This window comes from Thalassococcus profundi, from assembly GCF_003344785.1.
GTDB classification, from domain to species: Bacteria; Pseudomonadota; Alphaproteobacteria; order Rhodobacterales; family Rhodobacteraceae; genus Puniceibacterium; species Puniceibacterium profundi.
Genome location: NZ_QPMK01000003.1, coordinates 476078 through 502277 on the forward strand (window position 1 = coordinate 476078; position 26200 = coordinate 502277).

The 26200-nt window shown below is 66.0% G+C and carries 26 protein-coding genes and 2 tRNA genes; 16 read left to right on the forward strand and 12 right to left on the reverse strand.

Going from position 1 to position 26200, the window contains the following annotated elements:
• Positions 1 to 10: 10 nt before the first annotated feature.
• On the reverse strand, positions 11 to 1075 hold the full coding sequence (gene chvE, locus DU478_RS06505; RefSeq protein ID WP_114510118.1) for a multiple monosaccharide ABC transporter substrate-binding protein: 1065 nt from the start codon (positions 1073 to 1075) through the stop codon (positions 11 to 13).
• A 139-nt stretch (positions 1076 to 1214) separates the two neighbouring features.
• Between chvE and DU478_RS06510 the strand changes: the two genes are divergently transcribed.
• Positions 1215 to 2201, forward strand: coding sequence for a LysR family transcriptional regulator (locus tag DU478_RS06510; RefSeq protein ID WP_114510249.1), 987 nt, complete (start codon positions 1215 to 1217; stop codon positions 2199 to 2201).
• A gap of 9 nt (positions 2202 to 2210) precedes the next feature.
• On the opposite strand, the gene DU478_RS06515 is transcribed toward DU478_RS06510, so the two are convergent.
• Both DU478_RS06515 and DU478_RS06520 read right to left on the reverse strand, forming a co-directional pair.
• Entirely contained in the window at positions 2211 to 2525 is a 315-nt protein-coding gene (locus tag DU478_RS06515; protein ID WP_199488293.1) for an SH3 domain-containing protein, read from the reverse strand.
• A gap of 92 nt (positions 2526 to 2617) precedes the next feature.
• Positions 2618 to 3487: a LytTR family DNA-binding domain-containing protein gene (locus DU478_RS06520; protein WP_114510119.1), complete on the reverse strand. Its 870-nt coding sequence runs from the start codon at positions 3485 to 3487 to the stop codon at positions 2618 to 2620.
• A 265-nt stretch (positions 3488 to 3752) separates the two neighbouring features.
• On the opposite strand from DU478_RS06520, the gene DU478_RS06525 reads away from it, so the two are divergent.
• The 3 genes from DU478_RS06525 (at position 3753) to DU478_RS06535 (ending at position 5102) form a co-directional block, all read left to right on the forward strand.
• The gene (locus DU478_RS06525; protein ID WP_114510120.1) at positions 3753 to 4691 is read left to right on the forward strand and encodes a pirin family protein; all 939 of its coding nucleotides are present in this window, start codon (positions 3753 to 3755) and stop codon (positions 4689 to 4691) included.
• A 227-nt stretch (positions 4692 to 4918) separates the two neighbouring features.
• Positions 4919 to 4995, forward strand: a tRNA-Asp gene (locus DU478_RS06530).
• A gap of 30 nt (positions 4996 to 5025) precedes the next feature.
• A tRNA-Asp gene (locus DU478_RS06535) sits at positions 5026 to 5102 on the forward strand.
• Between the two features lie 134 nt (positions 5103 to 5236).
• On the opposite strand, the gene DU478_RS06540 is transcribed toward DU478_RS06535, so the two are convergent.
• Positions 5237 to 5806 carry a YcbK family protein gene (locus DU478_RS06540; RefSeq protein ID WP_114510121.1) on the reverse strand — a complete coding sequence of 190 codons (570 nt, stop codon included), beginning with the start codon at positions 5804 to 5806 and terminating at the stop codon, positions 5237 to 5239.
• 309 nt (positions 5807 to 6115) lie between these two features.
• Between DU478_RS06540 and DU478_RS06545 the strand changes: the two genes are divergently transcribed.
• The 4 genes from DU478_RS06545 to DU478_RS06560 are packed head-to-tail and all read left to right on the forward strand — an operon-like array spanning position 6116 to position 10367.
• Entirely contained in the window at positions 6116 to 7729 is a 1614-nt protein-coding gene (locus DU478_RS06545; protein ID WP_407703150.1) for a L,D-transpeptidase family protein, read from the forward strand.
• A gap of 30 nt (positions 7730 to 7759) precedes the next feature.
• On the forward strand, positions 7760 to 8851 hold the full coding sequence (lpxD, locus tag DU478_RS06550) for a UDP-3-O-(3-hydroxymyristoyl)glucosamine N-acyltransferase (protein WP_114510122.1): 1092 nt from the start codon (positions 7760 to 7762) through the stop codon (positions 8849 to 8851).
• 38 nt (positions 8852 to 8889) lie between these two features.
• Positions 8890 to 9162 carry an acyl carrier protein gene (locus tag DU478_RS06555; RefSeq protein WP_114510123.1) on the forward strand — a complete coding sequence of 91 codons (273 nt, stop codon included), beginning with the start codon at positions 8890 to 8892 and terminating at the stop codon, positions 9160 to 9162.
• Positions 9159 to 10367, forward strand: coding sequence for a beta-ketoacyl-[acyl-carrier-protein] synthase family protein (locus DU478_RS06560; protein WP_114510124.1), 1209 nt, complete (start codon positions 9159 to 9161; stop codon positions 10365 to 10367). The genes DU478_RS06555 and DU478_RS06560 overlap by 4 nt, the downstream gene beginning before the upstream one ends.
• A gap of 309 nt (positions 10368 to 10676) precedes the next feature.
• Here DU478_RS06560 and mnmA read toward each other — a convergent pair whose 3' ends face one another.
• The gene (gene mnmA / locus DU478_RS06565) at positions 10677 to 11819 is read right to left on the reverse strand and encodes a tRNA 2-thiouridine(34) synthase MnmA (protein ID WP_114510125.1); all 1143 of its coding nucleotides are present in this window, start codon (positions 11817 to 11819) and stop codon (positions 10677 to 10679) included.
• 120 nt (positions 11820 to 11939) lie between these two features.
• Between mnmA and sciP the strand changes: the two genes are divergently transcribed.
• The 5 genes from sciP (at position 11940) to DU478_RS23550 (ending at position 17561) form a co-directional block, all read left to right on the forward strand.
• Positions 11940 to 12218 (forward strand): CtrA inhibitor SciP, encoded by a 279-nt coding sequence (gene sciP / locus DU478_RS06570; RefSeq protein ID WP_114510126.1) that lies wholly within the window; start codon positions 11940 to 11942, stop codon positions 12216 to 12218.
• Positions 12219 to 12311: 93 nt separating this feature from the next.
• Positions 12312 to 13028: a response regulator transcription factor CtrA gene (ctrA, locus tag DU478_RS06575; RefSeq protein ID WP_114510127.1), complete on the forward strand. Its 717-nt coding sequence runs from the start codon at positions 12312 to 12314 to the stop codon at positions 13026 to 13028.
• A gap of 79 nt (positions 13029 to 13107) precedes the next feature.
• Entirely contained in the window at positions 13108 to 15231 is a 2124-nt protein-coding gene (ligA, locus tag DU478_RS06580; protein WP_114510128.1) for an NAD-dependent DNA ligase LigA, read from the forward strand.
• On the forward strand, positions 15228 to 17318 hold the full coding sequence (gene recG, locus DU478_RS06585) for an ATP-dependent DNA helicase RecG (protein WP_114510129.1): 2091 nt from the start codon (positions 15228 to 15230) through the stop codon (positions 17316 to 17318). Before ligA ends, recG begins: the two co-directional genes overlap by 4 nt.
• A 120-nt stretch (positions 17319 to 17438) precedes the next feature.
• On the forward strand, positions 17439 to 17561 hold the full coding sequence (locus DU478_RS23550) for a hypothetical protein (protein WP_267897087.1): 123 nt from the start codon (positions 17439 to 17441) through the stop codon (positions 17559 to 17561).
• A gap of 185 nt (positions 17562 to 17746) precedes the next feature.
• On the opposite strand, the gene DU478_RS06590 is transcribed toward DU478_RS23550, so the two are convergent.
• Together DU478_RS06590 and DU478_RS06595 are read right to left on the reverse strand one after the other, a co-directional pair.
• Positions 17747 to 19171 (reverse strand): methyl-accepting chemotaxis protein, encoded by a 1425-nt coding sequence (locus tag DU478_RS06590; protein WP_114510130.1) that lies wholly within the window; start codon positions 19169 to 19171, stop codon positions 17747 to 17749.
• Between the two features lie 54 nt (positions 19172 to 19225).
• Entirely contained in the window at positions 19226 to 19678 is a 453-nt protein-coding gene (locus tag DU478_RS06595) for an iron-sulfur cluster assembly scaffold protein (protein WP_114510131.1), read from the reverse strand.
• A gap of 68 nt (positions 19679 to 19746) precedes the next feature.
• Here DU478_RS06595 and hisI point away from each other — a divergent pair, with 68 nt between their 5' ends.
• Complete coding sequence (gene hisI / locus DU478_RS06600) at positions 19747 to 20109, forward strand: phosphoribosyl-AMP cyclohydrolase (protein WP_114510132.1); 363 nt, start codon at positions 19747 to 19749, stop codon at positions 20107 to 20109.
• Positions 20110 to 20116: 7 nt separating this feature from the next.
• Here hisI and gluQRS read toward each other — a convergent pair whose 3' ends face one another.
• Genes gluQRS through DU478_RS06620 form a run of 4 tightly spaced genes read right to left on the reverse strand, consistent with a single transcriptional unit; the run spans position 20117 to position 23812 of the window.
• Positions 20117 to 20989 (reverse strand): tRNA glutamyl-Q(34) synthetase GluQRS, encoded by an 873-nt coding sequence (gene gluQRS, locus DU478_RS06605; RefSeq protein WP_114510133.1) that lies wholly within the window; start codon positions 20987 to 20989, stop codon positions 20117 to 20119.
• Positions 20986 to 21600, reverse strand: a complete 615-nt coding sequence (locus tag DU478_RS06610) for a class I SAM-dependent DNA methyltransferase (RefSeq protein WP_114510134.1) — start codon at positions 21598 to 21600, stop codon at positions 20986 to 20988. The genes gluQRS and DU478_RS06610 overlap by 4 nt, the downstream gene beginning before the upstream one ends.
• A gap of 12 nt (positions 21601 to 21612) precedes the next feature.
• The gene (gene trmFO / locus DU478_RS06615; protein WP_114510252.1) at positions 21613 to 22977 is read right to left on the reverse strand and encodes a methylenetetrahydrofolate--tRNA-(uracil(54)-C(5))-methyltransferase (FADH(2)-oxidizing) TrmFO; all 1365 of its coding nucleotides are present in this window, start codon (positions 22975 to 22977) and stop codon (positions 21613 to 21615) included.
• A gap of 46 nt (positions 22978 to 23023) precedes the next feature.
• Complete coding sequence (locus DU478_RS06620; RefSeq protein ID WP_114510135.1) at positions 23024 to 23812, reverse strand: enoyl-CoA hydratase; 789 nt, start codon at positions 23810 to 23812, stop codon at positions 23024 to 23026.
• 56 nt (positions 23813 to 23868) lie between these two features.
• On the opposite strand from DU478_RS06620, the gene DU478_RS06625 reads away from it, so the two are divergent.
• Positions 23869 to 24291 carry a PaaI family thioesterase gene (locus DU478_RS06625; protein WP_114510136.1) on the forward strand — a complete coding sequence of 141 codons (423 nt, stop codon included), beginning with the start codon at positions 23869 to 23871 and terminating at the stop codon, positions 24289 to 24291.
• 119 nt (positions 24292 to 24410) lie between these two features.
• Here DU478_RS06625 and DU478_RS06630 read toward each other — a convergent pair whose 3' ends face one another.
• On the reverse strand, positions 24411 to 24638 hold the full coding sequence (locus DU478_RS06630; RefSeq protein WP_114510137.1) for a DUF1127 domain-containing protein: 228 nt from the start codon (positions 24636 to 24638) through the stop codon (positions 24411 to 24413).
• Positions 24639 to 24733: 95 nt separating this feature from the next.
• On the opposite strand from DU478_RS06630, the gene DU478_RS06635 reads away from it, so the two are divergent.
• On the forward strand, positions 24734 to 26131 hold the full coding sequence (locus DU478_RS06635) for an aminotransferase-like domain-containing protein (protein WP_114510138.1): 1398 nt from the start codon (positions 24734 to 24736) through the stop codon (positions 26129 to 26131).
• Positions 26132 to 26200 lie beyond the last annotated feature (69 nt).

Below are 26200 nucleotides of genomic sequence, written 5' to 3' on the forward strand. Positions count from 1 at the left end.
CCTGCTCGGATCACTGAAGCTCGGAGGCGTCGTAATAGCCCGAGTCGATCAGCACGCCCTGGATGTCGCCTTCGGTGACCTTCACCGGCTCCAGCAGGTAGGACGGCACCACCTTGACGCCGTTGTCGTAGGTCTCGGTGTCGTTGATCTCGGGCTCGCCGCCCTGCAACAGCGCCTCGACCATGCCGACGGTGACGCTGGCCAGTTCGCGGGTGTCCTTGAAGATCGTCGAATACTGCTCGCCGCGCTGGATCGCCTTGATCGACGGGATCTCGGCATCCTGACCGGTGACGATGGGCATCTGCATGTCGCCCGAGCCGTAGCCCACGCCCTTCAGCGAGGAGATGATGCCGATGGAAAGCCCGTCGTAGGGCGACAGAACGCCATGCACCCGCGCATCGGTGTAATTGGCCGACAAAAGGTTATCCATCCGCGCCTGCGCCACCGATCCGTCCCAGCGCAGGGTGCCGACCGTGTCCATGCCCTCCTGGCCCGACAGCACCGTGATCCTGCCGTCGTCGATCAGCGGTTGCAGCACCGACATGGCGCCGTCGTAGAAAAAGTAAGCGTTGTTGTCGTCCGGGGAGCCGCCGAACAGCTCCACGTTCCAGGTCTCGGCATCGGGAAAGCGCTCTTCCAGCCCCGATACCAGAGTTTCGGCCTGTTGCACCCCGACCTGGAAGTTGTCGAAGGTGGCGTAATAGCTGACGTCGCCCGAGCCGCGGATCAGCCGGTCATAGGCCACCACGGGAATGTCGAGAGCGGCGGCATTGGCCAGCGCGTTGGTCAGGGTGGTGCCGTCGATGGCGGCAATGACCAGCGCGTCGACGCCCTTGGTGATCATGTTCTCGATCTGCGCGAGCTGGTTCGGAATGTCGTCCTCGGCATATTGCAGATCGGTGGCATAACCGGCTTCCTCGAACTGCTTCACCATGTTGTCGCCGTCGGCGATCCAGCGGGCCGAGGATTTCGTCGGCATCGCGATGCCGATGGTGCCCTTGTCCTGGGCAAAGGCCGGAAAGGCCAAGATGGTCGCAAGCGCGGTGGCGCCGAGGGCGCGTCGGGTCAGTGTCATTCTATCCTCCCTTGCGCGCTGTCCTTGGCGCGCCTGTCTGATCCGTCTCTCCCGGACGGTCCGAGGACATCCTTGCTTTATTCCGCGATATACAACAAATTCCGATCAGGCAGTTTGATATACCGAAAGTGATATGGCCATGGCGACATCCCGCACCGTGCCCGGCACCGATGAACTGGTCCGCCGGGGGCTGAAATTCTCGCAGCTGCGGCTGATGGTGGCGCTGCGCGATCACGGCCAGGTCGGCGCCGCGGCGCAGCAGCTTGGCATGACCCAGCCGGCGGCCTCGCGGCTGCTCGCGCAGCTCGAGCCGCTGGTGGGCACGCCGCTCTACCTGCGCCACCCGCGCGGCATCGATCTGACCGAGGCCGGGCGCATCCTCGCCGACCAGGCGGCCGAGACGCTCAAGGGTCTGGACCGCGCGCATCAGCGGGTGACGGAACTGCGCGGCGGGGTGCGCGGCCACGTCCGCATCGGATCGGTCACCGGGCCGTCGCTGGAACACCTGCTGCCAGTGCAGCGCGAGGTGCGGCAGGCCTATCCCGAGATCGAGGTCACGGTGCAGGTCGACACGTCGGACCGGCTGGCCGAGGCGCTGCTGACCGACGATCTGGATTTCTACATCGGGCGTATTCCCAACACGGCGGATGCCCGCGCCTTTGCCTTCCACCGGATCGGGCCGGAACCGATCGACCTTGTGGTGCGGCTGGACCATCCGCTGACGCGCCAGCCGGATGCGACGCTCTGGGACTGCATGGAGTACGACTGGGTGATGCAGCCGCCGCGCGGTCTGTTGCGCCGCACCGCGGAAAGCTATCTGCTGGAACGCGGCCTGCCGGTGCCGCCGCGTGTGGTGAGCACGACCTCGATCCTGTTCACGCTGGCGCTGGTCAACGAAACCAACGCCATCGCGCCGCTGGCCCGCGCCGTGTCGCGATTTTTCATCGAACGCGCCGAACTGGGCAGCCGCCTGGCCACCCTGTCGGTCGGCAACGACATGGCCGTCGAGGATTTCGGCATCGTCTCGCGGCAGGGCGATACGCAGCCGCCCGCGGCAGAGCGGTTCATGAAGCTGCTGCGCGTCCGGACCGATCTTCTGCCGTCGCGCGGACGGGCGCCGCTCTGACGCTTCGGGTCACATCTCGCGCAGATACGCGGCCGAGACGTAGCCCTTGAGGCCCGGCGCCCGGTCGAGCGCCACCTTGCACCAGCGCGTGCCGCCGGTGGACTGGCAGCTCTGGACCCGCAGGACAGTGCCGTTGGGCAGTCCGACGATGACGCTGAACCCGATGCCGGGGCCGCCACGCATTTTCAGCATGTCGTCCTCGGGCACGCCGTAGACCTCGTGACGGTCGCGCCACCCGGCCTGCGCCGGGCCGGCGATCATCGCGCCGCCCAGCAGAGCGGTGACCGCGGCCACTGCCACGGTTTTCGAAAGTGTCTTGCCCATGTTTTTCTCCTGTCGGCTGCCTCGTCTTCGGTTCTAAAGACGCGGGATCGTCTTTGAAACGGCTTTGTGCGGGGCGTCGACCGGATCGGGTGTCAGTAATCGGATTGCGGGCGCTGGATATGGCGGGCGACCCAGGTCTGCACCTCGCCCAAACGGGTGCGCGCCACCGGGACGAGCGTGTCGTCGGTCAGCTTCATCACGTGCCGGGTCCCGTCGCGCATCACTTCGTGCGCGGCGCGCTTCGACACCCACCAGGACCGGTGCGGCTGCACCCCGTCCTCGGGCGCGGTCTGGGCGACGATGTCGCTGAGCCGGGCGCGCTGCGTGATGCTTTCGCCGTCGAGCGTCACGCGGACATAATGTTCCCGCGCCTCGATATGCAACACCCGTGCGACCGGGACACGTTCGGCGCCGATCACGAGGGTGCGGTCGCCGTCCCCGTCGGTGGCGGCGGCGCGGGGTTGTGCGGCATCAGACCGGTTTTGCCAGTAGGCGGTCTGGTTCAGAACGAACAGGAAAAACACCGTCTCGAAGACCTGCACCAGTCCGAAGAGCAGCAGCATCCTCCCGTCGAGAGCGACAAAGCGCGCGCCCCCGCTCAGGGCGGCAGCGATCCGGTCGCCGATGATGACGCCCGGCAGGGTGGCAAAGACGCTGATCAGCGGGAGCGGGACCGGCAGATCGGGCCAGCGGCGCGCAAGGGGGGAACAGACCGTCAGCCCGGCGGTGATCAACGCCAGGTAGATCAGCACGGCCGCGGGCCAGAACAGCAGGATCTGCCACAGGGACGTCTGTCCGAGCATGGCGAACGGGTCGCCGACGGCCAGGCCCAGCAGCACGAGCACGATGAAGGTCCAGGAGGTTCGATCCCGAAGCAGCCCCAGAAAGTCCTTGACCGACAAGGAAACAGGGGCGCCCATCAGGATGCAGAGGCGTAGTTTTTGATGCGCTGTCGAAATCACGATGACGTATCATTTCCTGCAGGTGTTGACGCTTGTTGGCGACAATTGCATCTTACCATGTTGGCTCTCAAGTGGTCTCTGCACAAAGGTAGGAAGATTGATCTGTTGCACGGAGAAGTCGATTTGACGCACGTATCTTAAAGTTGAGTATTGTGCGTTTATGCACACTTTAGTCAATCTTTTGGGGATTTGTGAAAATTTTGCCAGAGACTACCTTCTTCCTGCCGCCGGATCCCAGGCGGTGTCTTGAAAACGGAGACCTGGAATGAGCTGGAACCCCGCGCTTGACCCGCATTGCCCGACCGGCGATGACGTCGATGCCATCGAAACGGTGATCGTGCCCCGTGCCCGCGACCTGGGCGGTTTCGAGGTGCGCCGTGCCCTGCCGGCACCGAAACGGCAGATGGTCGGTCCCTTTATCTTCTTCGACCAGATGGGCCCGGCAGAGTTTCTGCCGTCGCGCGGGCTGGACGTGCGGCCGCATCCGCATATCGGCCTCGCCACGATCAGCTATCTCTACCGCGGGCGCATGCATCACCGCGATTCGCTGGGCACCGATGCCTGGATCGAACCGGGCGCTGTGAACTGGATGGTGGCCGGGCAGGGCATCACCCATTCCGAACGCACTGACGACGCCACGCAAAAGGACCCGATGCCCTTCTTCGGCATCCAGACCTGGGTGGCGCTGCCCAGGGATCACGAGGACCGGCCGCCGGAATTCGAACATGCCGCCGCCGACGCGCTGCCGCTGCTCGAAGGCGAGGGCAAGCGCCTGCGCCTGATCCTCGGCAACGCCTACGGAGAGCGCGCGCCGGTGAAGACGGCGTCGGAGATGTTCTATGCCGATGCGGTGCTCGAGGCGGGGGCGCGTCTGCCCTTGCCGGACAACCACGAGGACCGGGGCGTCTACGTGGTCGAGGGCGCGGTCAGCATCGCCGGGCAGACCTATGAGTCCGGGCAGATGATGGTATTCCGGCCCGGCGATGCGATCAGCCTGACCGCCGGCGCCCGCGGCGCCCGCGTGATGCTGCTGGGTGGCGAGACGCTGGAAGGACCGCGGTACATCTGGTGGAACTTCGTCGCCTCGTCGAAGGAACGGATCGAAGAGGCCAAGGAAGCCTGGCGTCGCGAGGACTGGGCCGATGGCCGGTTCCATCTGCCGCCCGGCGACGACGCGGAATTCATCCCGCTGCCCGAGAAGTGAAGGTCATGGCGGGTCGTGCCGCGCCATGGCCCGCAATCGGCCTTGTTGCGCCTCCGGACGCCCCAAGAGCCGCCCGTCCGCCGGGAAAATCACGTTCTGCGGGGGCGGTATCCGCCTCCGCGATGCAGCATGCCGCCGGCCTGCGGAAATCTGCGGATTCCTTGCTTGACGGGGCAGGGCGGGCATCCTATTACCCCGCTCACGCTTGGGGAACCTCGCGGCAGTGAGCGGTTGTAGCTCAGTTGGTTAGAGTACCGGCCTGTCACGCCGGGGGTCGCGGGTTCGAGCCCCGTCAACCGCGCCACCACTGCCCGTAATGCCCCTCGCGCGATGCGCGGTTGTAGCTCAGTTGGTTAGAGTACCGGCCTGTCACGCCGGGGGTCGCGGGTTCGAGCCCCGTCAACCGCGCCACTTTTCAGACATTCGCCTGTGGAAAAGCATGTGCAGGAAATGCGCATGCTGCATGTGTTTTATGGGCAAGTCGTTGCAGCAGAAAGAAAAAGGCGCCCGAGGGCGCCCTTTCGGCCTGTGCATGGAAGTTTCGATCAGCTGCCCCAGCTGCGGACCGGACCGCAATCCATGTGCACGAAATCCGATCCCGAATACCGCCCGACGCCACCGGCCCGGCAGGCCGAGGCGGCCTTGGCCATCTGATTGACGGAACGCGAATTGAGTCGCAGGTCGGCCGCCTCGCCGCGCAGGTGGCGCGAATTCTTGGCAACGCCGCCAGACCGCGAGCGCAGCATCGCGTTGGTGCGCGGGCTGCGGTAGCCGGAAATCAGCATATAGGGTTCGTTGACGTCCAGCATGTTATGCGCGGCTGCCATGATGTCGATGGTGCGCAGGTCGATGTTCTTGACGTCGTCGGTGCGCCAGTCGCGCATGAAAAAGTTCACTTCCTTCACCGCGTCGGCGATGTAATGCCCCTCGACCCAGTAGATCATGTCGATGCGTTCGCCGGTGCGGCCCGAATACATCCGGATTCGGCGAATATCTCCGCCCCCGCGCAGGAACCCTGCGGCGTTTGAATACGTTGGTGCTGCAGTTACCAGTGTTGCGGCGAATGCGCCAAGAAGTCCGCGGCGCGTAATGCTGCCAGAGCGTGCGTCAGTCATGAGAATGCCTGTCCCGTATCTTGCTGCCGTGCCACAACGTTGTGCGGCGGTTACATCCTATCCCCAAGATGTGAAGGAGTTATTGCACAATCAGATTCTCGTCGAAAGCGCGAAGTCTTTTGGTTCCATTTCTTCAAGCGGTTTCGGCGAATTTTTGCTTAAATGCGGTGCAGTGTGGTGCGCGCGCCGCAAGGACCAGAGTTACTGCGTCAAATCGGCAATAGATTTCCCCGCTGGTGCAATTGTGAATAGACAGCGCTCAAGGCATTGGGTGACATGATAAAAACGGAAAATCGGATCGGAACGACCATGGCCATGACCGCACACGCCTTCACGCGCCCCCTGATCATTGCGCTTACCGCCGGAGTGATCGGCCTTGCCGTACCGCATGGCGCCGAGGCCCAGGTGACGGCCTTCAAACAGACCGTGGCAGAGCAGGCTGCGCGCAGCGACGGAATCGCCGCCTTCTACCGGGCCCGCGATTTCGAACCGATCTGGACCGGCCCCGGCGACACGGATCGTGCACGCCGAGCGGCGTTGCTCGAGGCCTTTGCGATGGCCGCCGACCACGGCCTGCCGCGCGACCGCTACGACGACCGCGCGCTGGTGGCGCAGATGCAGGCGGCACGCACCGCCCGCGAGATGGGCGAAGTCGAAGTGGCCCTGAGCCGCGCCTTCGTGCAGTTCGCCCAGGATATCCAGTCCGGCGTTCTGACGCCCGGACAGGTGGTGTCGCTGATCAAGCGCGAGGCGCCGAAGCGAAGCGCCGAAAGCCTGCTGTCGGATTTCGCCAGTGCCGAACCGGCGGCGTTCCTGCGGGCGCTGCCGCCGCAAAGCTACGAATATAACCGCCTGATGCGCGCCAAGATGATGATGGAACGGCAGATGGAGCAGGGCGGCTGGGGCCCGGCCGTGAGCGCCGCCAAGGTCGAACCGGGGCAAAGCGGTGCCGCGGTGGTCGCCCTGCGCGACCGGCTGATCTCCATGGGCTACCTGCGCCCCACCGCATCCGCGGTCTATGACGATGCGGTCACCGAAGCCGTCCAGAACTTCCAGGAGGACAACGGCCTGACGGTCGACGGCGTGGCCGGCGGCGACACGCTCACGGCAATCAACACCCCCCTCGAAGAACGGATGCAATCCGTCCTCGTGGCGATGGAGCGCGAGCGCTGGATCAATCTGCCCGGCGGTCTGGGCAAGCGGCATATCCGCGTCAACCTCACCGATTTCTCGGCCAAGATCGTCGACGACGACAAGATCACCTTCGAAACCCGCGCCGTGATCGGGGCGGGCGGGCTGGACCGCCAGACGCCGGAATTCTCGGACGAGATGGACCACATGGTCATCAACCCCAGCTGGTACGTGCCGCGGTCGATCATCGTCAACGAATACCTGCCGCTTCTGCGCCGAAACCCCGGCGCCGTAAGCCATCTCGAGATCACCGACTCGCGCGGGCGCCGGGTCAATCGTGGCCGCGGCTTTTCGCAATATTCGGCCAGCAGCTTCCCGTTCTCCATGCGCCAGCCGCCGGGTCCGCGCAACGCGCTGGGGACGGTGAAGTTCATGTTTCCCAACAAGTACAACATCTATCTTCATGATACCCCTGCGAAAAACCTGTTCAGCCGCGAGGTGCGCGCCTACAGCCACGGCTGCATCCGCTTGAACGATCCGCACGATTTTGCCTATGCGCTGCTGGCTCGGCAGTCGGACGATCCGCAGGGCTTCTTTCAGGCCCGCCTGCGCAGCGGGGCCGAAACCCGTGTCGACCTCGACGATCCCGTGCCGGTGCACCTGATCTACCGCACGGCCTTCACCACAGCGAAGGGGCAGGTGAATTTCCGCCGCGACGTCTATGGCCGCGACGCACGCATCTGGCAGGCGTTGCGTGCCGCGGGGGTGGCCCTGCCGGCCCAACGCAGCTAAAGCTGGACCCGGACCAGACCGGGGAGCCGCATGGCCTACAGCATCCAGGACATCGCAACCGCCCTTGGCCTGACGGCCGAGGGCAACGGCGCGTTGACGGTCTCGGGCGTGGCCGAGCCGGCCACCTGCGGCCCGGATCAGATCGCGTTGGCGATGCGCCCGGCCTATGCCGAAGACTTGCCGCACGGTCAGGCCCGCGCGGCGATGCTGTGGCAGGGCGCCGATTGGCGGGCATTGGGTCTCGAGGCCGCGATCCTGCCGCCGCGCCCGCGTTTCGCCATGTCGGGGCTGTCGGCGATGATGGATCCCGGTCAGGGGTATGCGCCCGGCATCCACCCTTCGGCGGTGGTCGACCCGAGCGCGATCCTCGGCACGGAGGTCAGCATCGGCCCCTTCTGCGTCATCGGCCCCGGTGCGCGGATCGGGGCGGGCAGCGTGCTCGGTCCGCAGTGTCACATCGGCTGGAAAGCCTCGCTGGGCGACGGCGCGCTGCTGCATGCGGGCGTCCGGATCGGCGCTCGGGTGCGGATCGGCGCGCGCTTCATCGCGCAGCCCGGCGCGGTGGTCGGCGCCGACGGCTTTTCCTTCGTCACCCCCGAGGTGTCGGGGGTCGAGCGCGCGCGCGAGTCGCTGGGGGCCGAGGGCACGGACGCCGCGCAATCCTGGGCGCGCATCCACTCGCTGGGCGCGGTGCGCATCGGCGACGACGTGGAACTGGGCGCCAATGCCTGCATCGACCGCGGAACGGTGCGCGACACCTTGGTCGGAGACGGCTGCAAGTTCGACAACCTCGCCCAGGTCGGCCACAACGTCGTCATCGGCCGCGACTGCCTGATCTGTGCCCAGGTCGGCATTGCCGGATCGACGCGGATCGGCAACAACGTCGTGCTGGGCGGGCAGACCGGGGTGTCCGACAACCTTGTCATCGGCGACAACGTCATCACCGGCGGTGCCACCAAGGTGCTGGCCAATGTGCCCGCCGGCCGGGTGATGCTGGGCTATCCGGCAATGAAGATGGACACGCATATCGAAAGCTACAAGGGCCTGCGCCGCCTGCCGCGGCTCTTCCGCGATGTTGCAGCGCTCCAGAAAGCGGTTTCCAAGCTGGTGGGGAACGACTAAATCGCAGGCAGGTGACGCAAGGCAGGGGAACGCAAGCGATGACCTTCGGACAGGATGTGGAAACCAGGGTGAAGGAAATCCTCGCCGAACAGGCGTTGATCGACGCGAGCGACGTCAAGACGACCGACACGCTTGAGGACCTGGGCATCGATTCTCTTGGTCTTGTGGAGTGCATCTTTGCCTTCGAGGAAGAATTCGACATCTCGATCCCGTTCAACGCCAACGAACCCGACAAGAGTGACTTCGACATCTCCAGCGTTGCCGATATCGTGGCGGGCATCCAGCGTCTGAAGGCCGAGGCCGCGGGATGAACCGCGTCGTCATCACCGGCGCGGGCACCATCAACGCGCTGGGACAGGACGTGCCGCAGACGCTCGAGGCGATGCGCGAGGGCCGCTGCGGCATCGGCGAGCTGGAGTTCCGCGACGTCGATCGCCTGTCGATCAAGATCGGCGGGCAGGTCAAGGGCTTCGACCCCGAAGCCGTGTTCAACCGCCAGCAGCTGTCGCTCTACGACCGTTTCACCCAGTTCACCCTCATTGCCGGGGCCGAGGCCATCGCCCAGTCCGGCCTGCGCTTTGACGGCGAACTGGCCGCCAGGGCGGGCGTGGTGCTGGGCACCGCCGGGGGCGGGGTCAGCACCTGGGACGACAACTATCGATCGGTCTACGAGGACGGCAAGAACCGGGTGCATCCCTTCGTGGTGCCGAAGCTGATGAACAACGCCGCCGCCAGCCACCTGTCGATGCAATGGAACCTCAAGGGGCCGAGTTTCACCGTCTCCACCGCCTGCGCCTCGTCCAACCACGCCATGGCCCAGGCCTTTCAGATCGTGCGCAGCGGCATGTCGAAGGCGATGGTCACGGGCGGGTCGGAGTCGATGCTCTGCTTCGGCGGGGTGAAGGCCTGGGAGGGCCTGCGGGTCATGAGCCGCGACGCCTGCCGCCCCTTCTCGGCCAATCGCAACGGCATGGTGCAGGGCGAAGGCGCCGGCATCTTCGTCTTCGAGGACTACGACCACGCCCGCGCCCGCGGCGCCGAGATCCTGGCAGAGGTGATCGGCTACGCCATGTCCTCGGACGCCGCCGACATCGTCATGCCGTCGAAACAGGGCGCGGCGCGGGCCATCTCGGGCGCGCTGGCCGATGCCGGAATCGCGCGCGACAGCGTCGGCTACATCAACGCGCACGGCACCGGCACCGCGGCCAACGACAAGACCGAATGCGCCGCGGTTGCGGATGTCTTCGGCACCCATGCGGACAGGCTGATGATGTCCTCGACGAAGTCCATGCACGGCCACCTCATCGGCGGGACCGGCGCGGTGGAGCTTCTGGCCTGCATCATGGCCCTGCGCGACGGGGTGATCGCGCCCACGATCGGTTACGAGGAACCCGATCCCGAATGCGCGCTGGACGTGGTCCCGAACGAGGCGCGCGACGCGCGGGTCGACGTGGCCCTGTCCAATGCCTTTGCTTTCGGTGGTCTGAACGCCGTGCTGGCCCTGCGCCGCGTCTGACCGTGATCCGGCGGAGCGGGCCTGCGGCCCGCACAGGTTTCTTCAGGGGGCGCTGCCCCCGTCGCGGCATGCCGCGACTCCCCCGAAGTATTTCCGGGCAGATGAAAACGCTTTCTTAACCGACTTCGGGTCTTCTTGCGGCGCGGTACAGGCGGAAGCGCCGATGACCGTGGCAGGTGAAGCAACGCTTCATCGGGGCCCGTGGTGCCAGCTGCGGGCCCTTGCCTGCTTCATCTTGCCAATAAACCTCCGGGGAGCGCGAGGGGCTGGCCCCTCGCTCCGTCGATTGCCACGCATAAGAACGCCCGATCAGTGTCCGCGCCAGATCCAGCCGCCACCCAGAATGCGGCTGCCTTCGGTCTCGTAGAAGACGCAGGCCTGCCCCGGCGAAACGCCTTCCTCGGGTGACAGCAGTTCGACCTCGGCCTCGGTGTCGGAAATCGGCCGGATCACCGCCTCGCGCGGGGGGCGGGTGGAGCGCACCTTGACCGACACCGGCCATTCTTCGCGCGAGGTGAAGCGCGCATCGCCCAGCCAGTTGATCTCGCGCACCGGGATGGTGCGGGTCGACAGCATCTCTTTCGGGCCGACCACCACGCGCTTGGCCTCGACATCCAGCTTTACCACGTAGAGCGGCTCGGAGAGCCCGCCGATCCCCAGGCCGCGGCGCTGGCCGATGGTGTAGTGGATGACGCCCTCGTGCCGCCCCAGCACGCGGCCGTCCGCATGCACGATCTCGCCCGGTTCCGCCGCACCGGGCCGCAGCTTTTCGATCACCGCGGCGTAGTTGCCATCTGGGACGAAGCAGATGTCCTGGCTGTCGGGCTTGTCGGCCACGACGAGCCCGTGGCGGGCGGCCAGCGCGCGGGTTTCGGCCTTGGACGACAGGTGCCCGAGCGGGAAGCGCAGGTAGGCGAGTTGTTCGGGTGTGGTCGAGAACAGGAAATAGCTCTGGTCGCGCGCCGCATCGGCCGCGGAGTGCAGCTCGGGTCCGGCGGCGCCCATCTTGCGCTGGATGTAGTGCCCGGTCGCCATGCAGTCGGCGTCGAGGTCACGCGCCGTCTCCAGCAGGTCCTTGAACTTGACCCGCTCGTTGCAGCGGATGCAGGGCACCGGCGTCGCGCCGCCCAAGTAGCTGTCGGCGAATTCGTCGATCACCGCGTCGCGGAAGATGTTCTCGTAGTCCAGCACGTAATGCGGGAATCCCATGTCCTCGGCCACTCGACGGGCATCGTGGATGTCGATGCCGGCGCAGCAGGCGCCCTTCTTGGCCAGCGCCGCACCGTGGTCGTAAAGCTGCAGGGTCACGCCGACCACGTCGTAGCCCTCGGAGGCCAGTTGCGCCGCCACCACGGAACTGTCCACCCCGCCCGACATGGCAACGACCACACGGGTTTCGGACGGCGGCTTGGCAAAGCCAAGCGAATTCAGCTTCGGCGCATCGAGCGGCATGACAGACTCCTGATGATCGGCGGAAATATAGGAAAATCCGAAACACTCTCAAGGGGCGGTTTCACCGGGCGTTAAGCGCGAAAATCGCAGATTGCCCCGACCAGAGAGTGAGATTGTGCCATGTATCTGAAAAAAGTCGACGGGCCAAGGGCCGTGACACTGCCCGACGGGCGGGTCATGACCCGCGCGGACCTGCCTCCGGAAGACACCCTGCGCTGGGTCGCGTCGCGCAAGGCCACCGTGGTCCGGGCCGTGCTTTACGGGCTTCTGACCGAAGACCAGGCCATGGCGCGCTACCGCCTCAGTTCCGATGAATTGAACGAATGGATTCGCGCCGTGGCCACCCACGGAGAAGACGCGCTGAAAGCGACGACATTGCAGAAATATCGACAACCATAAATTGCATTTTATTTCGCCGTATTTATGGTAATCAGTGGTTAACTAATTTTGTTCAGGTTCTGATTTAATCATTGGATTATGCGGAGACAGCCCATGCGCGTCCTTCTGGTTGAAGACGACCCGACGACCTCCAAGAGCATCGAGTTGATGCTGACCCATGCCAACCTGAACGTCTATGCGACAGATCTGGGCGAAGAGGGCATCGACCTGGCCAAGCTCTACGACTACGACCTGATCCTTCTCGACCTGCATCTGCCGGACATGAACGGCCACGAGGTCCTGCGCCAGCTGCGGCTTGCCCGGATCGAAACGCCGATCCTGATCCTCTCCGGCTCCGACGACACGGAAAACAAGATCAAGGGCTTCGGGTTCGGCGCCGACGATTACCTGACCAAGCCGTTCCACCGCGATGAACTGGTGGCCCGCATCCATGCGATCATTCGCCGCTCCAAGGGGCATTCGCAATCGGTCATCAACACCGGCAAGATCTCGGTCAACCTCGATGCCAAGACTGTCGAGGTGGACGGCAAGGCGGTGCATCTCACGGGCAAGGAATACCAGATGCTGGAACTGCTGAGCCTGCGCAAGGGCACGACGCTCACCAAGGAGATGTTCCTCAACCACCTGTATGGCGGCATGGACGAACCCGAGCTCAAGATCATCGACGTCTTCATCTGCAAGCTGCGCAAGAAACTCTCCGAAGCCACCGGCGAGGACAGTTACATCGAAACCGTCTGGGGCCGCGGCTATGTGCTGCGCGATCCCGAGGTCGACAAGGACCGCCTTCCGTCGATCGCCATGGGGGCCTGACCGGCGCACGGGCACTGGACCTGTCTGACGCGCGCGCCTATCACTGCATTTGTGCGGATCAAGACGGGGCAGCGCGGGCATGGCGGCCGAAGACACAGCGGTGGAAGAGCTGACCGAAGCGCAGGCGAAACAGGAGCTTGCGCGGCTTGCAGAGATTTTGCTGGCCGCCAATTCCGCCTATCATGGCGCCGATGCACCCGAGATGCCGGATGCCGATTACGACCGGCTGAAACGCCGCAACGCCGCGATCGAAGCGCGGTTTCCGGACCTCAAGCGCAGCGATAGCCCGTCGGAGCAGGTGGGCGCCGCCCCGTCCGACGGCTTTGGCAAGGTCACCCACGCGGTGCGGATGCTGTCGCTGGGCAACGCCTTCGAGGACGCTGAGATCGCCGAGTTCGACGCGCGCATCCGCCGCTACCTCGGGCTCGGATCCGACGACACGCTCAACTACACCGCCGAGCCCAAGATCGACGGCCTGTCGCTCAGCCTGCGCTACGAGGACGGTCGTCTGGTGCAGGCGGCCACGCGCGGCGACGGGGCCGTGGGCGAGAACGTGACGCAGAACGCCCGGACCATCGACGACATTCCCGAAACGCTCGACGGCGCGCCGGACCTGCTCGAAGTCCGTGGCGAGGTCTACATGAGCCATGCCGATTTCGCCGCCCTCAACGCCCGGCAGGCCGAGCGGGGCGGCAAGACCTTTGCCAACCCGCGCAACGCCGCCGCCGGCAGCCTGCGCCAGCTCGATGCGGAGATCACGCGCGCGCGGCCGCTGCGTTTCTTCGCTTACGCCTGGGGCGCGCTGTCCGACCCGCTGGCCGAGACGCAGAAGGCCGCGATCGACCGGCTGGCGGCGCTGGGGTTCCAGACCAACCCGCTCACAGCGCTTTGCGACGGGCCGGACGAGATGCTGGCGCATTACGCGACGATCGAGGCGCAGCGCGCGACGCTGGACTATGACATCGACGGCGTCGTCTACAAGGTTGATGATCTCGCGCTGCAGCAGCGGCTGGGGTTCCGGTCGACCACGCCTCGCTGGGCTATCGCGCACAAGTTTCCTGCAGAGCTGGCCTGGACCCGGCTCGAGGCCATCGACATCCAGGTCGGCCGCACCGGCGCGCTCAGCCCCGTGGCGCGGCTATTGCCGGTGACGGTGGGTGGCGTGGTGGTCAGCAACGCGACGCTGCACAACGAGGATTACATCGCCGGGCGCGATTCCAAGGGCGAGGAGATTCGTGGCGGCAAGGACATCCGGGTCGGCGACTGGGTGCAGGTGTACCGCGCCGGGGACGTGATCCCCAAGATCGCCGACGTGGACCTGTCGAAACGCCCTGAGGACGCGAAACCCTACGACTTCCCCGAAACCTGTCCGGACTGCGGGTCGGACGCGATCCGCGAAGAAGGCGACGCCGTGCGCCGCTGCACCGGCGGGCTGGTCTGCCCGGCGCAGGCGGTGGAGAAGCTCAAGCACTTCGTCAGCCGCGCCGCGTTCGATATCGAGGGGCTGGGCGCCAAGCAGGTGGAGCAGTTCTACCGCGATGGATGGATCAAGGAACCGGCGGATATCTTCGATCTGGAAGAGAATTACGGCTCCGGCATGCAGCAGCTGAAGAACCGCGAAGGCTGGGGCGAGAAATCCGCCGCCAACCTCTTTGCCGCCATCGCCGAGAAACGCAGCATCCCGCTGGGCCGGGTGATCTTTGCCCTGGGGCTGCGTCATGTGGGCGAGGCCGCGTCGAACCTCCTGGCGCGGCACTACGGCACCTGGGACGCCTTCGAGACGGCCATGCGCGACGCCGCGGGCGAAGAGGGCGCGGCCTGGGACGACCTGGTCGGCATCGACGGGGTCGGCACGGTGATGGCGCGGTCGCTGGTCGCCAGCTTCAACCAGGAGGCCGAGCGCGCCTCGATCGACCGGCTGGTGGCCAAGCTCTCCATCCAGGAGGCCGCGCGCCCGCAGACCGACGGCAGCCCGGTGGCGGGCAAGACCGTGGTCTTTACCGGCACGCTGGAAAGGATGACCCGCGCCGAGGCCAAGGCGCGTGCGGAATCGCTGGGCGCAAAGGTGTCCGGCTCTGTCTCGGCCAAGACCGACATCGTCGTGGCGGGTCCGGGCGCCGGATCGAAAGAGAAGAAGGCCCGCGAGCTGGGGGTCGAGATCATGGATGAAGAGGCCTGGCTCGCGCTGATCGGGGCCGCATGACCGGGCGGCCCGAGGTCCTGTTTCCGCTCTTCGGCGAATTGACGGCGCTGGACGGGATCGGCCCCAAGACGGCGCAGCACTTTGAACAGCTGGGCATCGTCGCGCCGCGAGACCTGCTGCTGACCCTGCCGCAATCGGGGATCGACCGCCGCCCGCGCGACACGGTGCAGGGCGCCGATCTGCCTGGCGTCGTCACGGTCGAGGTGGTGATCGGCCAGCACCGCGCCCCGCGCAGCAGGGGCGGCGCCTACCGGATCACCGTGCAGGACGCCGCCACCAGCTTTCAGATCGTCTATTTCCACGCCCGCGGCGACTACCTCGCCCGATTGCTGCCCACAGGCCAGCGGCGGCTGGTCTCGGGCCGGGTGGAGCTGTTCGACGGCATCGCGCAGATGGTGCATCCCGACCACGTGCTGCGCCCCGACGAGGCTGAAAGCCTGCCGCTCTTCGAGCCGGTCTATCCGCTGACCGCCGGCATCACCCAGAAACTGATGACCCGCAGCATCGCCGACGCGCTGTCGCGCCTGCCGAAGCTCGCGGAATGGATCGACCCCGGCCAGAAGGCGCAGGAGGGCTGGCCCGACTGGCACGTCGCCCTTGACCGCGCCCATGCGCCCGACGCCATGTCGGACCTCGCCGCCACCGCGCCGGCACGGGCGCGTCTGGCCTATGACGAGCTGATGGCGCACCAGCTGACGCTGGGCCTCGCGCGGCTGCACCGGCGGCGCGGCAAGGGGCGCGGCACGAAAGGCGACGGCGCGCTGCGCGCCCGGGTGCTGTCGGCGCTGCCCTACAGCCCCACCGGCGCGCAGGCCCGCGCCATCGAGGAGATCGCTGCCGACATGGGCCGGGCGGAACGGATGAACCGTCTGCTGCAGGGCGACGTGGGCGCGGGCAAGACGCTGGTGGCCTTCCTCGCGCTGCTGATCGCGGTCGAGGCGGGCGGACAGGGCGTGATGATGGCGCCGACGGAAATCCTCGCGCGGCAGCATCTGGAGGGGTTGCAGCCTCTTGCGGCCTTTGCCGGTGTCCGGCTGGACTTGCTGACGGGCCGCGACAAGGGGGGCGAGCGCAAGGCAAAGCTGGAGGCGCTGGCGCGCGGCGACGTGCAGATCCTCGTCGGCACCCATGCGGTGTTCCAGAAGGACGTGGCATTCCACGACCTGCGGCTGGCCATCGTCGACGAACAGCACCGCTTCGGCGTCCGCCAGCGGCTCGAGCTCGGGAAAAAGGGGCAGGGGGCGGATGTGCTGGTGATGACCGCCACGCCGATCCCGCGCAGCCTGGCTCTGGCGCAATACGGAGACATGGACGTGTCGGTGCTGGACGAAAAGCCGCCCGGCCGCAAACCGATCCGCACCGCGCTCTTGTCCGCCGAACGGATGGAGGAGGTTGTCGACCACCTGCGCCGCGCCGTGGCCGAGGGGCGGCAGGCCTACTGGGTCTGCCCGCTGGTCGAGGAGAGCGAATCGCTCGACCTCACGGCCGCCGAGGACCGCTTTCGCCACTTGCGCGCGGTGCTGGGCGAGGGCGTGGTGGGGCTTGTGCACGGCCAGATGCCGCCGGCCGAAAAGGACGCGGCGATGGCCCGGTTCGTCGCGGGCGACACCGCCGTGCTGGTCGCCACCACGGTGATCGAGGTCGGGGTGAACGTCCCGAACGCCACGATCATGGTGATCGAACGCGCCGAAAGTTTCGGCCTCGCGCAGCTCCACCAGCTGCGCGGCCGCGTGGGGCGCGGAGAGGCTGCCTCGACCTGCCTGCTGATGTACCAGCCGCCGTTGGGCGAGGCCGGTCTGAAGCGCCTGACCACCCTGCGCGAAACCGAGGACGGGTTCCGCATCTCCGAGGTTGATCTGGAAATGCGCGGGTCGGGCGACCTTATCGGCACGGCGCAATCGGGTCTGCCGAAATTCCGCGTGGCCGACCTCGAACGGCAGGCGGGTCTCATGGCGGTGGCGCAAAGCGATGCGCGTCGGTTGTTGGCCGAGGACCCGGCGCTCGAGAGCCCGCGCGGGCAGGCGGCACGCGTTCTTTTGTGGCTGATGCGGCAGAACGAGGCGATCCGTTTGATTTCAGTGGGTTAACGGCGAGCACTTCCGGAAAATCATAATTTGTTCTCAAATGTTCTTAAAAAGTTCTTTACAGAGGCGTGGTCAATGTGAGAACAAAGGAGCAACAAAGACACTGCAACCCGAGGTGACACGATGCTGACCCAGATCAAGACCGCCCTGCACCGCAGCCAGGATACGCTGATCCAGGATGCCCTTGGCGCCGTGTCTCTCGTCGTGATCCTCGTGGTGGCGCTGCATCTGCCCGGCCTCGCCTGACCCCTTTCTGCCTGCGTGCTTGTGCCGGGCGCTCTCGCATCTTGTCCCAAACCCGATGCGTGCGACTGACACTGCCTGTCCCGTCCCATTCCCGGGGAACCCCATCCCCACCGAGCGGACCCGGATGCCCACAAGCAGCGCCACTGACCGCCGCCTTCCCCAAGGAAGCGCGGCGGTTTTTTTTGTCAGAACCGGTAGGCCAGCCGCAGCGCGCCCCAGTGCCGCCCCTGCACCCGGATCGGGGCTGACAGGTCCTTCATCATCTTGAACACGCCGCCGCCCATGTCGCGCCGGTAGATTTGCAAAAGGAACGGGGTCTCGCTCTTGCCGGCCTTCAGCCCCACCCGGTCGTCGAAAATCCGTCGGTTGCGGCAATGCGCGGTGTTCCAGACCGGATCGGGCCCGGGCGGTTGCGAAAAGATGCGGTTGTGCGTCGGCAGATACCCGTTGCGATCCACCGCGGCGCAGAACACCACGCGGTCGTCGCAGTCCAGCACCGGTTCCTGAATCGCCGGCAACAGCGCGTCCGTCAGGTGGGTGAACCGGGTCAAAAGCTGCTGCGGACCGGCGGCCTGCCCGGTGATCGGTCGGTACTGCGTGTCGAACAGATCCTCGACCCCGATCCCGCCCGCCGTAATGGCCTCTTCGAAGACGCGGGCGATGTCCGCCGCGCGGTCCTGAACCAGCGCGATCATCGCGGCATCGTCCGATGCGCCGCCCGCGCCGACCGCCCGCTGAACGATGGTTTCCGACGCGTCGATCAGCCGTTCGCTGCGGCCCGTGGCCTGCTCGATCCCGCCGGCGATGGTCGTCACAGACGTTTCGATGTCGGCAAGCGCGGGGGCAAGCCGGCCGATCGCGGTGCTGGCCTGGCTCACCCCGCTTTCGATCTCGCGGCTGCCGGACTGGACCTCTGCCATCGCCGCGCCGATCTCGGCCAGTGCGGCATCGGTGGCACTGCCGTTGTCGATCAGCCCGCGGGCGGTGCGCGCCGTGACCTGCGCCCCCTGACTCAGCGTGCTCATCCAGTCGGCCAGCTCGGTGACCGTCCCCGAGATATCGTCGGCCGACGCCCCGGTCTTGCGGCTCAGCTCGGTGATCTCTTCTGCCACGATGGCAAAGCCCTTTCCGGCCGGGCCGGCGCGGGCGGCTTCGATCTTGGCATTCATGGCAAGGATGTTGACCTGCGCTGCGATCGAGGCGATCTGCTCGTTCGCCTTCTGCACGGCAAGCAGCATCTTTTCCACTGTTTCGCTGTTGTCGTTGACCGTGCGCACCCATTCCGCGATGGCGCGGGATTCGCGGGTCGTGCGGGCCAGCAGCGCGGTCGAATCGGAGACCTTGGTCATTGCCTCTTCGGTGCGTTTCGCGAGCGCCTGCGCCGCGGCCTGCATGCGGGCGTTGGCCTCGTTCACATGGGTCGTCCCGTCGCGCATGGCCTGCAGGGCGCCGGTCTGGCTGTGGCACAACCGGTCGATATCCGACAGGAACGCGCCGATCTCGACGAGCTCGCAGCCCAGCGACGACGCCGCGCGGGTGACATCGGTCAGGTCGTCACCGGTCGTCTCGGCGTGTTTCGGGGCGATTTCGAGCTTTGCATTCACGAACATGTCTATCCCCGCGCGGTTCGCGACCGGAGATAAGGACAATTCACCAAGGATGTCTTAAGCGCAGTGCGCTTTCATCGCCTGTTCCGCGGCGTCCGCCGCCGCCTCGAGCGTGAGCAGAATCGAGGCATGGCGGTTCTTGTAGGCGCTGGCGGGGCGCAGCACCTCGAGACCGTCGAAAGGAGCGGGCGGAGTTGGCCCATCGGATTTCAGCATCGCCTTCAGCGCATCGCGCGCCTCGGCAATCTGCTCCGACGTGGTGCCGACGATGGCGCCGCCCACGACCGACGCCGCCGCCTGGCCAAGTGCGCAGGCCTTCACGTCCTGCCCGAAGGCGCTGACCTTGCCGTCCGCGACCTGCAGATCGACCGTCACCGTGGACCCGCAAAGAGGCGAGCGTTTCTTGACCGTGGCATCGGGCTGCGCCAGCCTTTCGGTATTGGGAATATCCGCCGCCAACGCGAGAATGCGCGTCGAGTAGAGCTTGATCAGGTCGTTGTCGCCGGACATGGCTTTCCCTTCCTCTGCGTGCCTCTTAGATAGGAATTTCCCACGCCGTTGCAAAAAGGTTTTTGCCCATGTCCTTCGATCCTGCGACCTTGGTCTATAATGCGCAGGGCCTGATCCCCGCCATCGCGCAGGATGCGCAAAGCGGCGAGGTGCTGATGATGGCCTGGATGAACGCCGAGTCGGTGGCCCGCACGCTCGATACGGGCCGCGTCACCTACTGGTCGCGCTCGCGGCAGGCGTTCTGGGTCAAGGGAGAGACGTCCGGCCACGTCCAGACCCTGGTCGAGATGCGCGTGGATTGCGACCGCGACTGCCTCTTGCTGACGGTCGATCAGGTTGGTCCCGCCTGTCACACCGGGCGGCGAAGCTGCTTCTACACCGCGATCCGCGCGGGCGAAGAGGTGGAAATCCTGACACCTGTAGCGGACTGAGCGCGGATCAGCCCAACCCGACCATCTGACGGATCTCCTGTGGTGTCGCGCCCTGGTCGCGGTAAAGCGCGAGGGCGCGGGCGTCGTCGCGCTTTGCCAGCCGCTTGCCGTCGGCGTCACGGATCAGCCTGTGATGGTGGTAGGTGGGCGAGGGCAGGTCCAGAAGTCTTTGCAGAACAATATGAATCTGCGTTGCCTCGAACAGGTCTTGGCCGCGTACCACGTGGCTGATGGACTGCGCGGCATCGTCGACGACAACGCTCAGGTGATACGAGGTGCCCATGTCGCGCCGTGCCAGGACAACATCGCCGACCTCGTGGACCAGGTTGTCCGCGTCAATGGTGATACGTCCGGTTTCGCCTTGCGGACCAGCTCCGGTTTCATCGAAATACCAATGGTTTGCGTCCAGACGTTCAACCGCGCGACGCATGTCCAGCCGCAGCGCCACCGAGTCGGGTATCGCACCGGTCGGGGCAGCCTCTGGGCGGCAGGTGCCCGGATAGACGATGCCGTCGGGTCCGTACGCGATCTCGGCGCCCTCCTGCGGCGCAGATGCCGCTGCGAGGATGTCGCGCCGGTTGCAGGTGCAGGGGTACAAGAGCCCGATTGACCACAGCTTTTCAAGCGCTTGCCGGTAGGATTTCAAGTTCTCGACCTGCCGCAGCACAGGCGTTTCCCAGCCGATCCCAAGCCAGCACAGGTCGTCGTAGATCTGCCTTTCCCAATCCGTCCGGGCGCGGCCCTGGTCGATATCCTCGATCCGCAGCAGGAAGCGCCCGCCGGCCGCCTGCGCCATGTCATGCGCCAACAGCGCCGAATAGGCGTGGCCCAGATGCAGCGGCCCCGTCGGAGACGGGGCGAACCGAGTGGTAAATGTCACCTTTTTTCAAGTACGTAGACAGAGGACTTTAGGCCGATACCGGGCAGGTGCGGCCCGTGTTTGGCATGCAGCAGCATGGCTGACCCGGTGTCGATATGTTCGTTCATCCGCCCCTTGTGCCGCCGGTCTTTCAGCGCGTGATCGTTGAGCGAGAAGACGAGGAAGCCGCCAGAGTCGAGCTGCTCCATAAGCCGATCCAGCAGGTCGATGGGGCCGGCGCCGGGTCCGATCACCCCGACCGCGGCGATAGCGGCGTAGGCGCCCTTGTCGAAAGGCACGGGATCGGCTGGGTCCACGGCCAGGAGTTCGCGGTAGAGACCTTTGCCCCGCGCCTGGTCCAGCATCTCGGTCGAAATATCGGCACCGTCCAGAACCTCGAATCCTTCGTGCTTTAAAGCCGCGCCGGAAAGGCCTGTTCCGCAGCCATAATCCAGAACCGGTAGGCCGGGGTCGGAGACGAATTTGCGCAGCGCTTTCGCCGCACGGCCCGGTGTGGCATAGCCGTTCTCCGAGATTTCCGCGTCATAGCTTTGCGACCAGTCGTCGTACAGCCTGCGGAGGTCCTCGGGATCCGTGACGCCGTAGGCTTTGTCCAGAAACTTATCCTGCATCCGACAAGTTAATCACTCCGCCGCCGCGGCGTCCACCCTTTGCGCCGCGAGCCAGTCGGTCCAGACCTCCTTGGCCCGGTCGGTATAGCCACGATACCGGTCCTTGCGCCCGCGCCGCCCGCCGCGCACGCCGTCGAGCGGCCGGAAGAGGCCGAAGTTGACGTTCATCGGCTGGAAGGTCTTGGCCTCCGCGCCGCCGGTGATGTGGTGCACCAGCGCGCCATGCGCGCTGTCCTGAGGCAGAGGCGGCAGATCGCGGCCCAGGATCTCGGCTGCGGCAAGGCGTCCCGCCAAAAGCCCCATGGCGGCGGATTCCACATAGCCCTCGACCCCGGTGATCTGCCCGGCGAACCGGATATTCGGCTGCGATTTCAGACGCATCTGCGCGTCGAGCAAGGTCGGGGAGTTGAGGAAGGTGTTGCGATGGATGCCCCCCAGCCGGGCGAATTGCGCATTCTCCAGCCCCGGGATCATGCGCAGCACCTCTTTCTGCGCGCCGTATTTCATCTTGGTCTGGAAGCCCACGATGTTGAACAGCGTCCCCAGCGCGTTGTCGCGGCGCAGCTGCACCACCGCATGCGCCTTGACGTCGGGCTGGTGCGGGTTGGTGAGGCCCACGGGCTTCATCGGGCCGTGGCGCAGCGTCTCGCGCCCTCTTTCCGCCATGACCTCGATCGGCAGGCAGCCGTCGAAATAACCCGCGGTCTCGCCCTCGTGGAACTCGGTCTTGTCCGCCGCCAGAAGCGCGTCGATGAACGCCTCGTAAGTCTCTTTGTCCATTGGACAATTCAGGTAGGCGCGCTGTTCTTCCTCGGTCTCGCCCTTGTCATAGCGCGACTGCATCCACGCCTTCGACATGTCGATGCTGTCGTAATAGACGATGGGCGCGATGGCATCGAAGAAGGCCAGAGCGTCCGACCCGGTCCGTGCCTGGATCGCGGCGCCAAGCCCTTGCGAGGTGAGCGGGCCGGTGGCGATGATCCACTGGCCATCGGCGGGCAGGTCGGTGATTTCCTCGTAAGAGATGCGGATGTTGGCATGCGCCTTGAGCCTCGCCGTCACCGTCTCGGCAAAGGGCTCGCGGTCCACCGCCAGGGCGCCGCCCGCTGGCAGGCGGTGGCGGTGGGCGGTGTCGATGATCAACCCGTCCGCCGCGCGCATTTCCCAGTGCAGCAGCCCCACGGCATTCTGTTCGGAATCGTCCGACCGGAACGAATTCGAGCAGACCATTTCCCCAAGGTTTCCAGTCTGATGCGCAAAGGTCTTCACCTTCGGGCGCATCTCGTGCAGCACCACTTGCACGCCCATGTTGGCGGCCTGCCATGCGGCCTCGGATCCGGCCATGCCGCCGCCGACGATATGCAATTCCTGTGTCATGCCGCGCATCTAAGCGCTGCCGCGCCCGTTGTCGAGACGCGGGCGATCACGACTGCTCCCACTCCGGCGGGCGCTTTTCGAGAAAGGCCGCGATGCCTTCCTCGGTGTCGCGCCAGGCGAGGTTCTCGACCATGACGCTGCCGGTATAAGCATAGGCCTCGTCCAGCGTCATGTCGATCTGGCGGTAGAACGCCTCCTTGCCGATCTTGACCGCCGCCCCCAGCTTTGCCGCCACGGCGGCCGCCAGTTCCTCGGCGGCGGGGGCCAGCATGGCCTCTGGCACGACACGGTTCACGAGGCCAAGCTCGGCGGCGCGGGTGGCGTCGATGAAGGCGCCGGTTGTGAGCATCTCGAAGGCGTGCTTGCGCGCGATGTTGCGGCTGAGCGCCACCATCGGCGTCGAGCAGAAGAGCCCGATGTTCACCCCGTTCACGCCGAAGCGCGTGCCCTCGGCCGCAACGGCCATGTCGCAGCTCGCGACAAGCTGGCAGCCCGCGGCGGTGGCGATCCCGTGCACCTGCGCGATCACCGGCTGGGGCAGGGTCTGCAGCCCGATCATCACCGCGGAGCAGCGCTCGAAAAGATCCTTGAAATAGGCAGCACCGCCATCCTCGGCCTGCCGCCCCGCGGTCATCTGCTTGAGGTCATGGCCCGCGCAGAAGGCCTTGCCGGTGCCCGACAGCACCACGGCACGGACGCTGCGATCTGCCTGAAGCGCGTCGATCTGGTCCTGCAGCGCGGCCAGCATCTCGTCCGACAGCGCGTTCAGCCGTTCGGGCGCGTTCATCGTGAGGTGCGCCACGGCGTTGCGGTCGTCGCGGTCCAAAAGTGCCATCTTGTCCTCCGGTCTGATCGCGGTCAGCGTAGCGCCGCAGGACAGGAGAGAAAAGCATGGCGTTGAAAATGACCGCAGAGGAGATGGCACCGTTTCTGGACGAGGTGTTCCCGCAAGTGCGCGGCATGTTCGGCATCGACCGGCTGGACGAGGATCTGCTGGTGATGCGATTGTACCAGAACGAACGGCATCTGCGGCCGGGCGGCACGGTGTCGGGTCCGGCGATGTTCGGGTTGGCGGACGTGGCGGCCTACGTGGCGACGATGGCGCGGATCGGGCGGCAGGCGCTGGCGGTCACCACGAACTGTTCGATAGACTTCATGCGCAAGCCGGTGGCTGGCGCGGACGTGCTGGTGCAGTGCCGGGTGCTCAAGCTGGGGCGGAGCCTGTCGGTCTGCGATTGCCTGCTGTTCTCGGAGGGGGACGACAAGCCGGTGGCGCGTGCTTCGCTCACCTATTCGCTGCCACCGGTGACGTGATCGGGTGGCTTTGTCCGCGCGGAACATGTGAACTGCTTTGGGTAAAGTGGCGTGAATACTCAGACAAAAAGGGGCGCAAGGACAGCCTCGCGCCCGAAGTTGAACCGGCGGGCCAGGGATCAGCCGCGCCAGAACATGAGGTTGGCCTCGGCCCGCGCCTCTTCGGGGGTCAGGCCGATGTCGCGCAGCTGGTGCGGCTCCAGCCGGGCAAGCGCCTTTCGCGTGCGGTGGCGGGTGGACCACTTGGTCAGAACCACCGCTACGTAAAGCGCAAGGGCCGCCTGAGGGGCGAGCGTCTGCTCGGCACCGAGAAAGACGATATGCGGGGCGTGCGATGTCTGTGCCATGGGTCACTCCTGTAAATTGTATTGACACAATATAGCGATCTTGCTACAGATTATTGATACAAAGCGAGCGTGAGCTGGTCTAGGGAAACATTGTAATGGATACAATTTTGACACGGTTCGAGGCGACCGGCGGCCCGAAATACCGCGCCGTCGCAGGGGCGATCCGTTCGGCCATCGCTGACCGGGAATTGGAAATCGGGGCGAAGCTGCCGCCGGTGCGGGACCTGGCCTGGACACTGGGCATCACCCCCGGCACCGTGGCGCGGGCCTATACGATCCTCACCGACGAGGGCGCGCTTATCGCCGAGGTCGGGCGCGGCACCTTCGTCGCGGCCCCGGCGTCCGAGGTGCAGCGCGTCGACACGCCCTGGCACCAGCATCTGCCCGCTGAAGAGACCGGTCTCGTGTCGCTCTTTTCGCCGCGGCTGCCGGACGTGGGGCAGGTGGCGCTGATCCGTGACGGTTTTGCCCGGCTTGCCGCCCAACCCGCCGACGGGCTGCTGAACTATCCGTCGCGCAAGCGGTTCGAACCGGCGCGCCGGGCGGTGCTGCGCTGGCTGACCGGGACGCCGCTGGGGTCGATCGACGAAAGCGACATCGTGCTGAGCCACGGCGGGCAGAACGGTATTTCGCTGGTGATGCAGGCGGTGCTGCACGGCAAGCGTCCGGTGGTGCTGGTCGAGGAGCTGACCTATCCGGGCTTCCGCCGCGCCGCCGAACTGTTGCGGGCCGAGGTGGTGGCGGTGCCGATGGACGGGCAGGGACTGATCCCGGACGAGCTGGAGCGCCTGGTGCGCAAGCATGATGCGCAGCTGCTGTGCACCTCGCCCGAGATGCACAATCCGACCGGGCTTTTCACCCCGCTGTCCCGGCGCCGCGAGATCGCCGAGGTGGCCCGCCGCACGGGGCTGCACATCCTCGAGGACGATTGTTACCGCGTCGGGCGGGCCCATGAACAGGCCTATCGCGCGCTGCTGCCCGAGCAGGCCTGGTACGTCTCGTCGATCTCGAAGACGATCACCCCGGCGCTGCGCATCGGCTTTGCCGTGGCCCCGCGGGCGCAGGGCGGCCGTCTGCGGCGGGTGGCCGAGCACGGGTTCTTCGGTCTAGCCTGTCCGCTGGCGGACCTGACCGCCGACCTGCTGATGCGGGACGAGACCTATGCGCTGATGGACCGGGTGCGGGCCGAGATGGCGCGGTACATCCGCGTGGCGGTGAATGTGCTGGGCGGGCATGCACTCAACTGGCGCGAGGACATGCCGTTTTTGTGGCTGGAGTTGCCCGCCGGCTGGCGCGCGGCGGCGCTGTGCCAGGCGGCAGAGGCCGAGGGGGTGCAGATCCGCTCCTCGGACGAATTCGCCCTGCGCGACGGGTTCGCGCCCCACGCGGTGCGCCTCGCCATCAACGCGCAGGTCAGCCTCAAGAGTTTCGAGGCCGCGCTGACGCGGCTGCGGCACCTGCTGGACAACCCGCCGGAGCGCATTGCGGTCTGACGCCGGAGGGCAGAGGCACATCGGCGCCGCCGGTCCGCAATGAGGGGGTAGAAACATGGGGTATTTTAA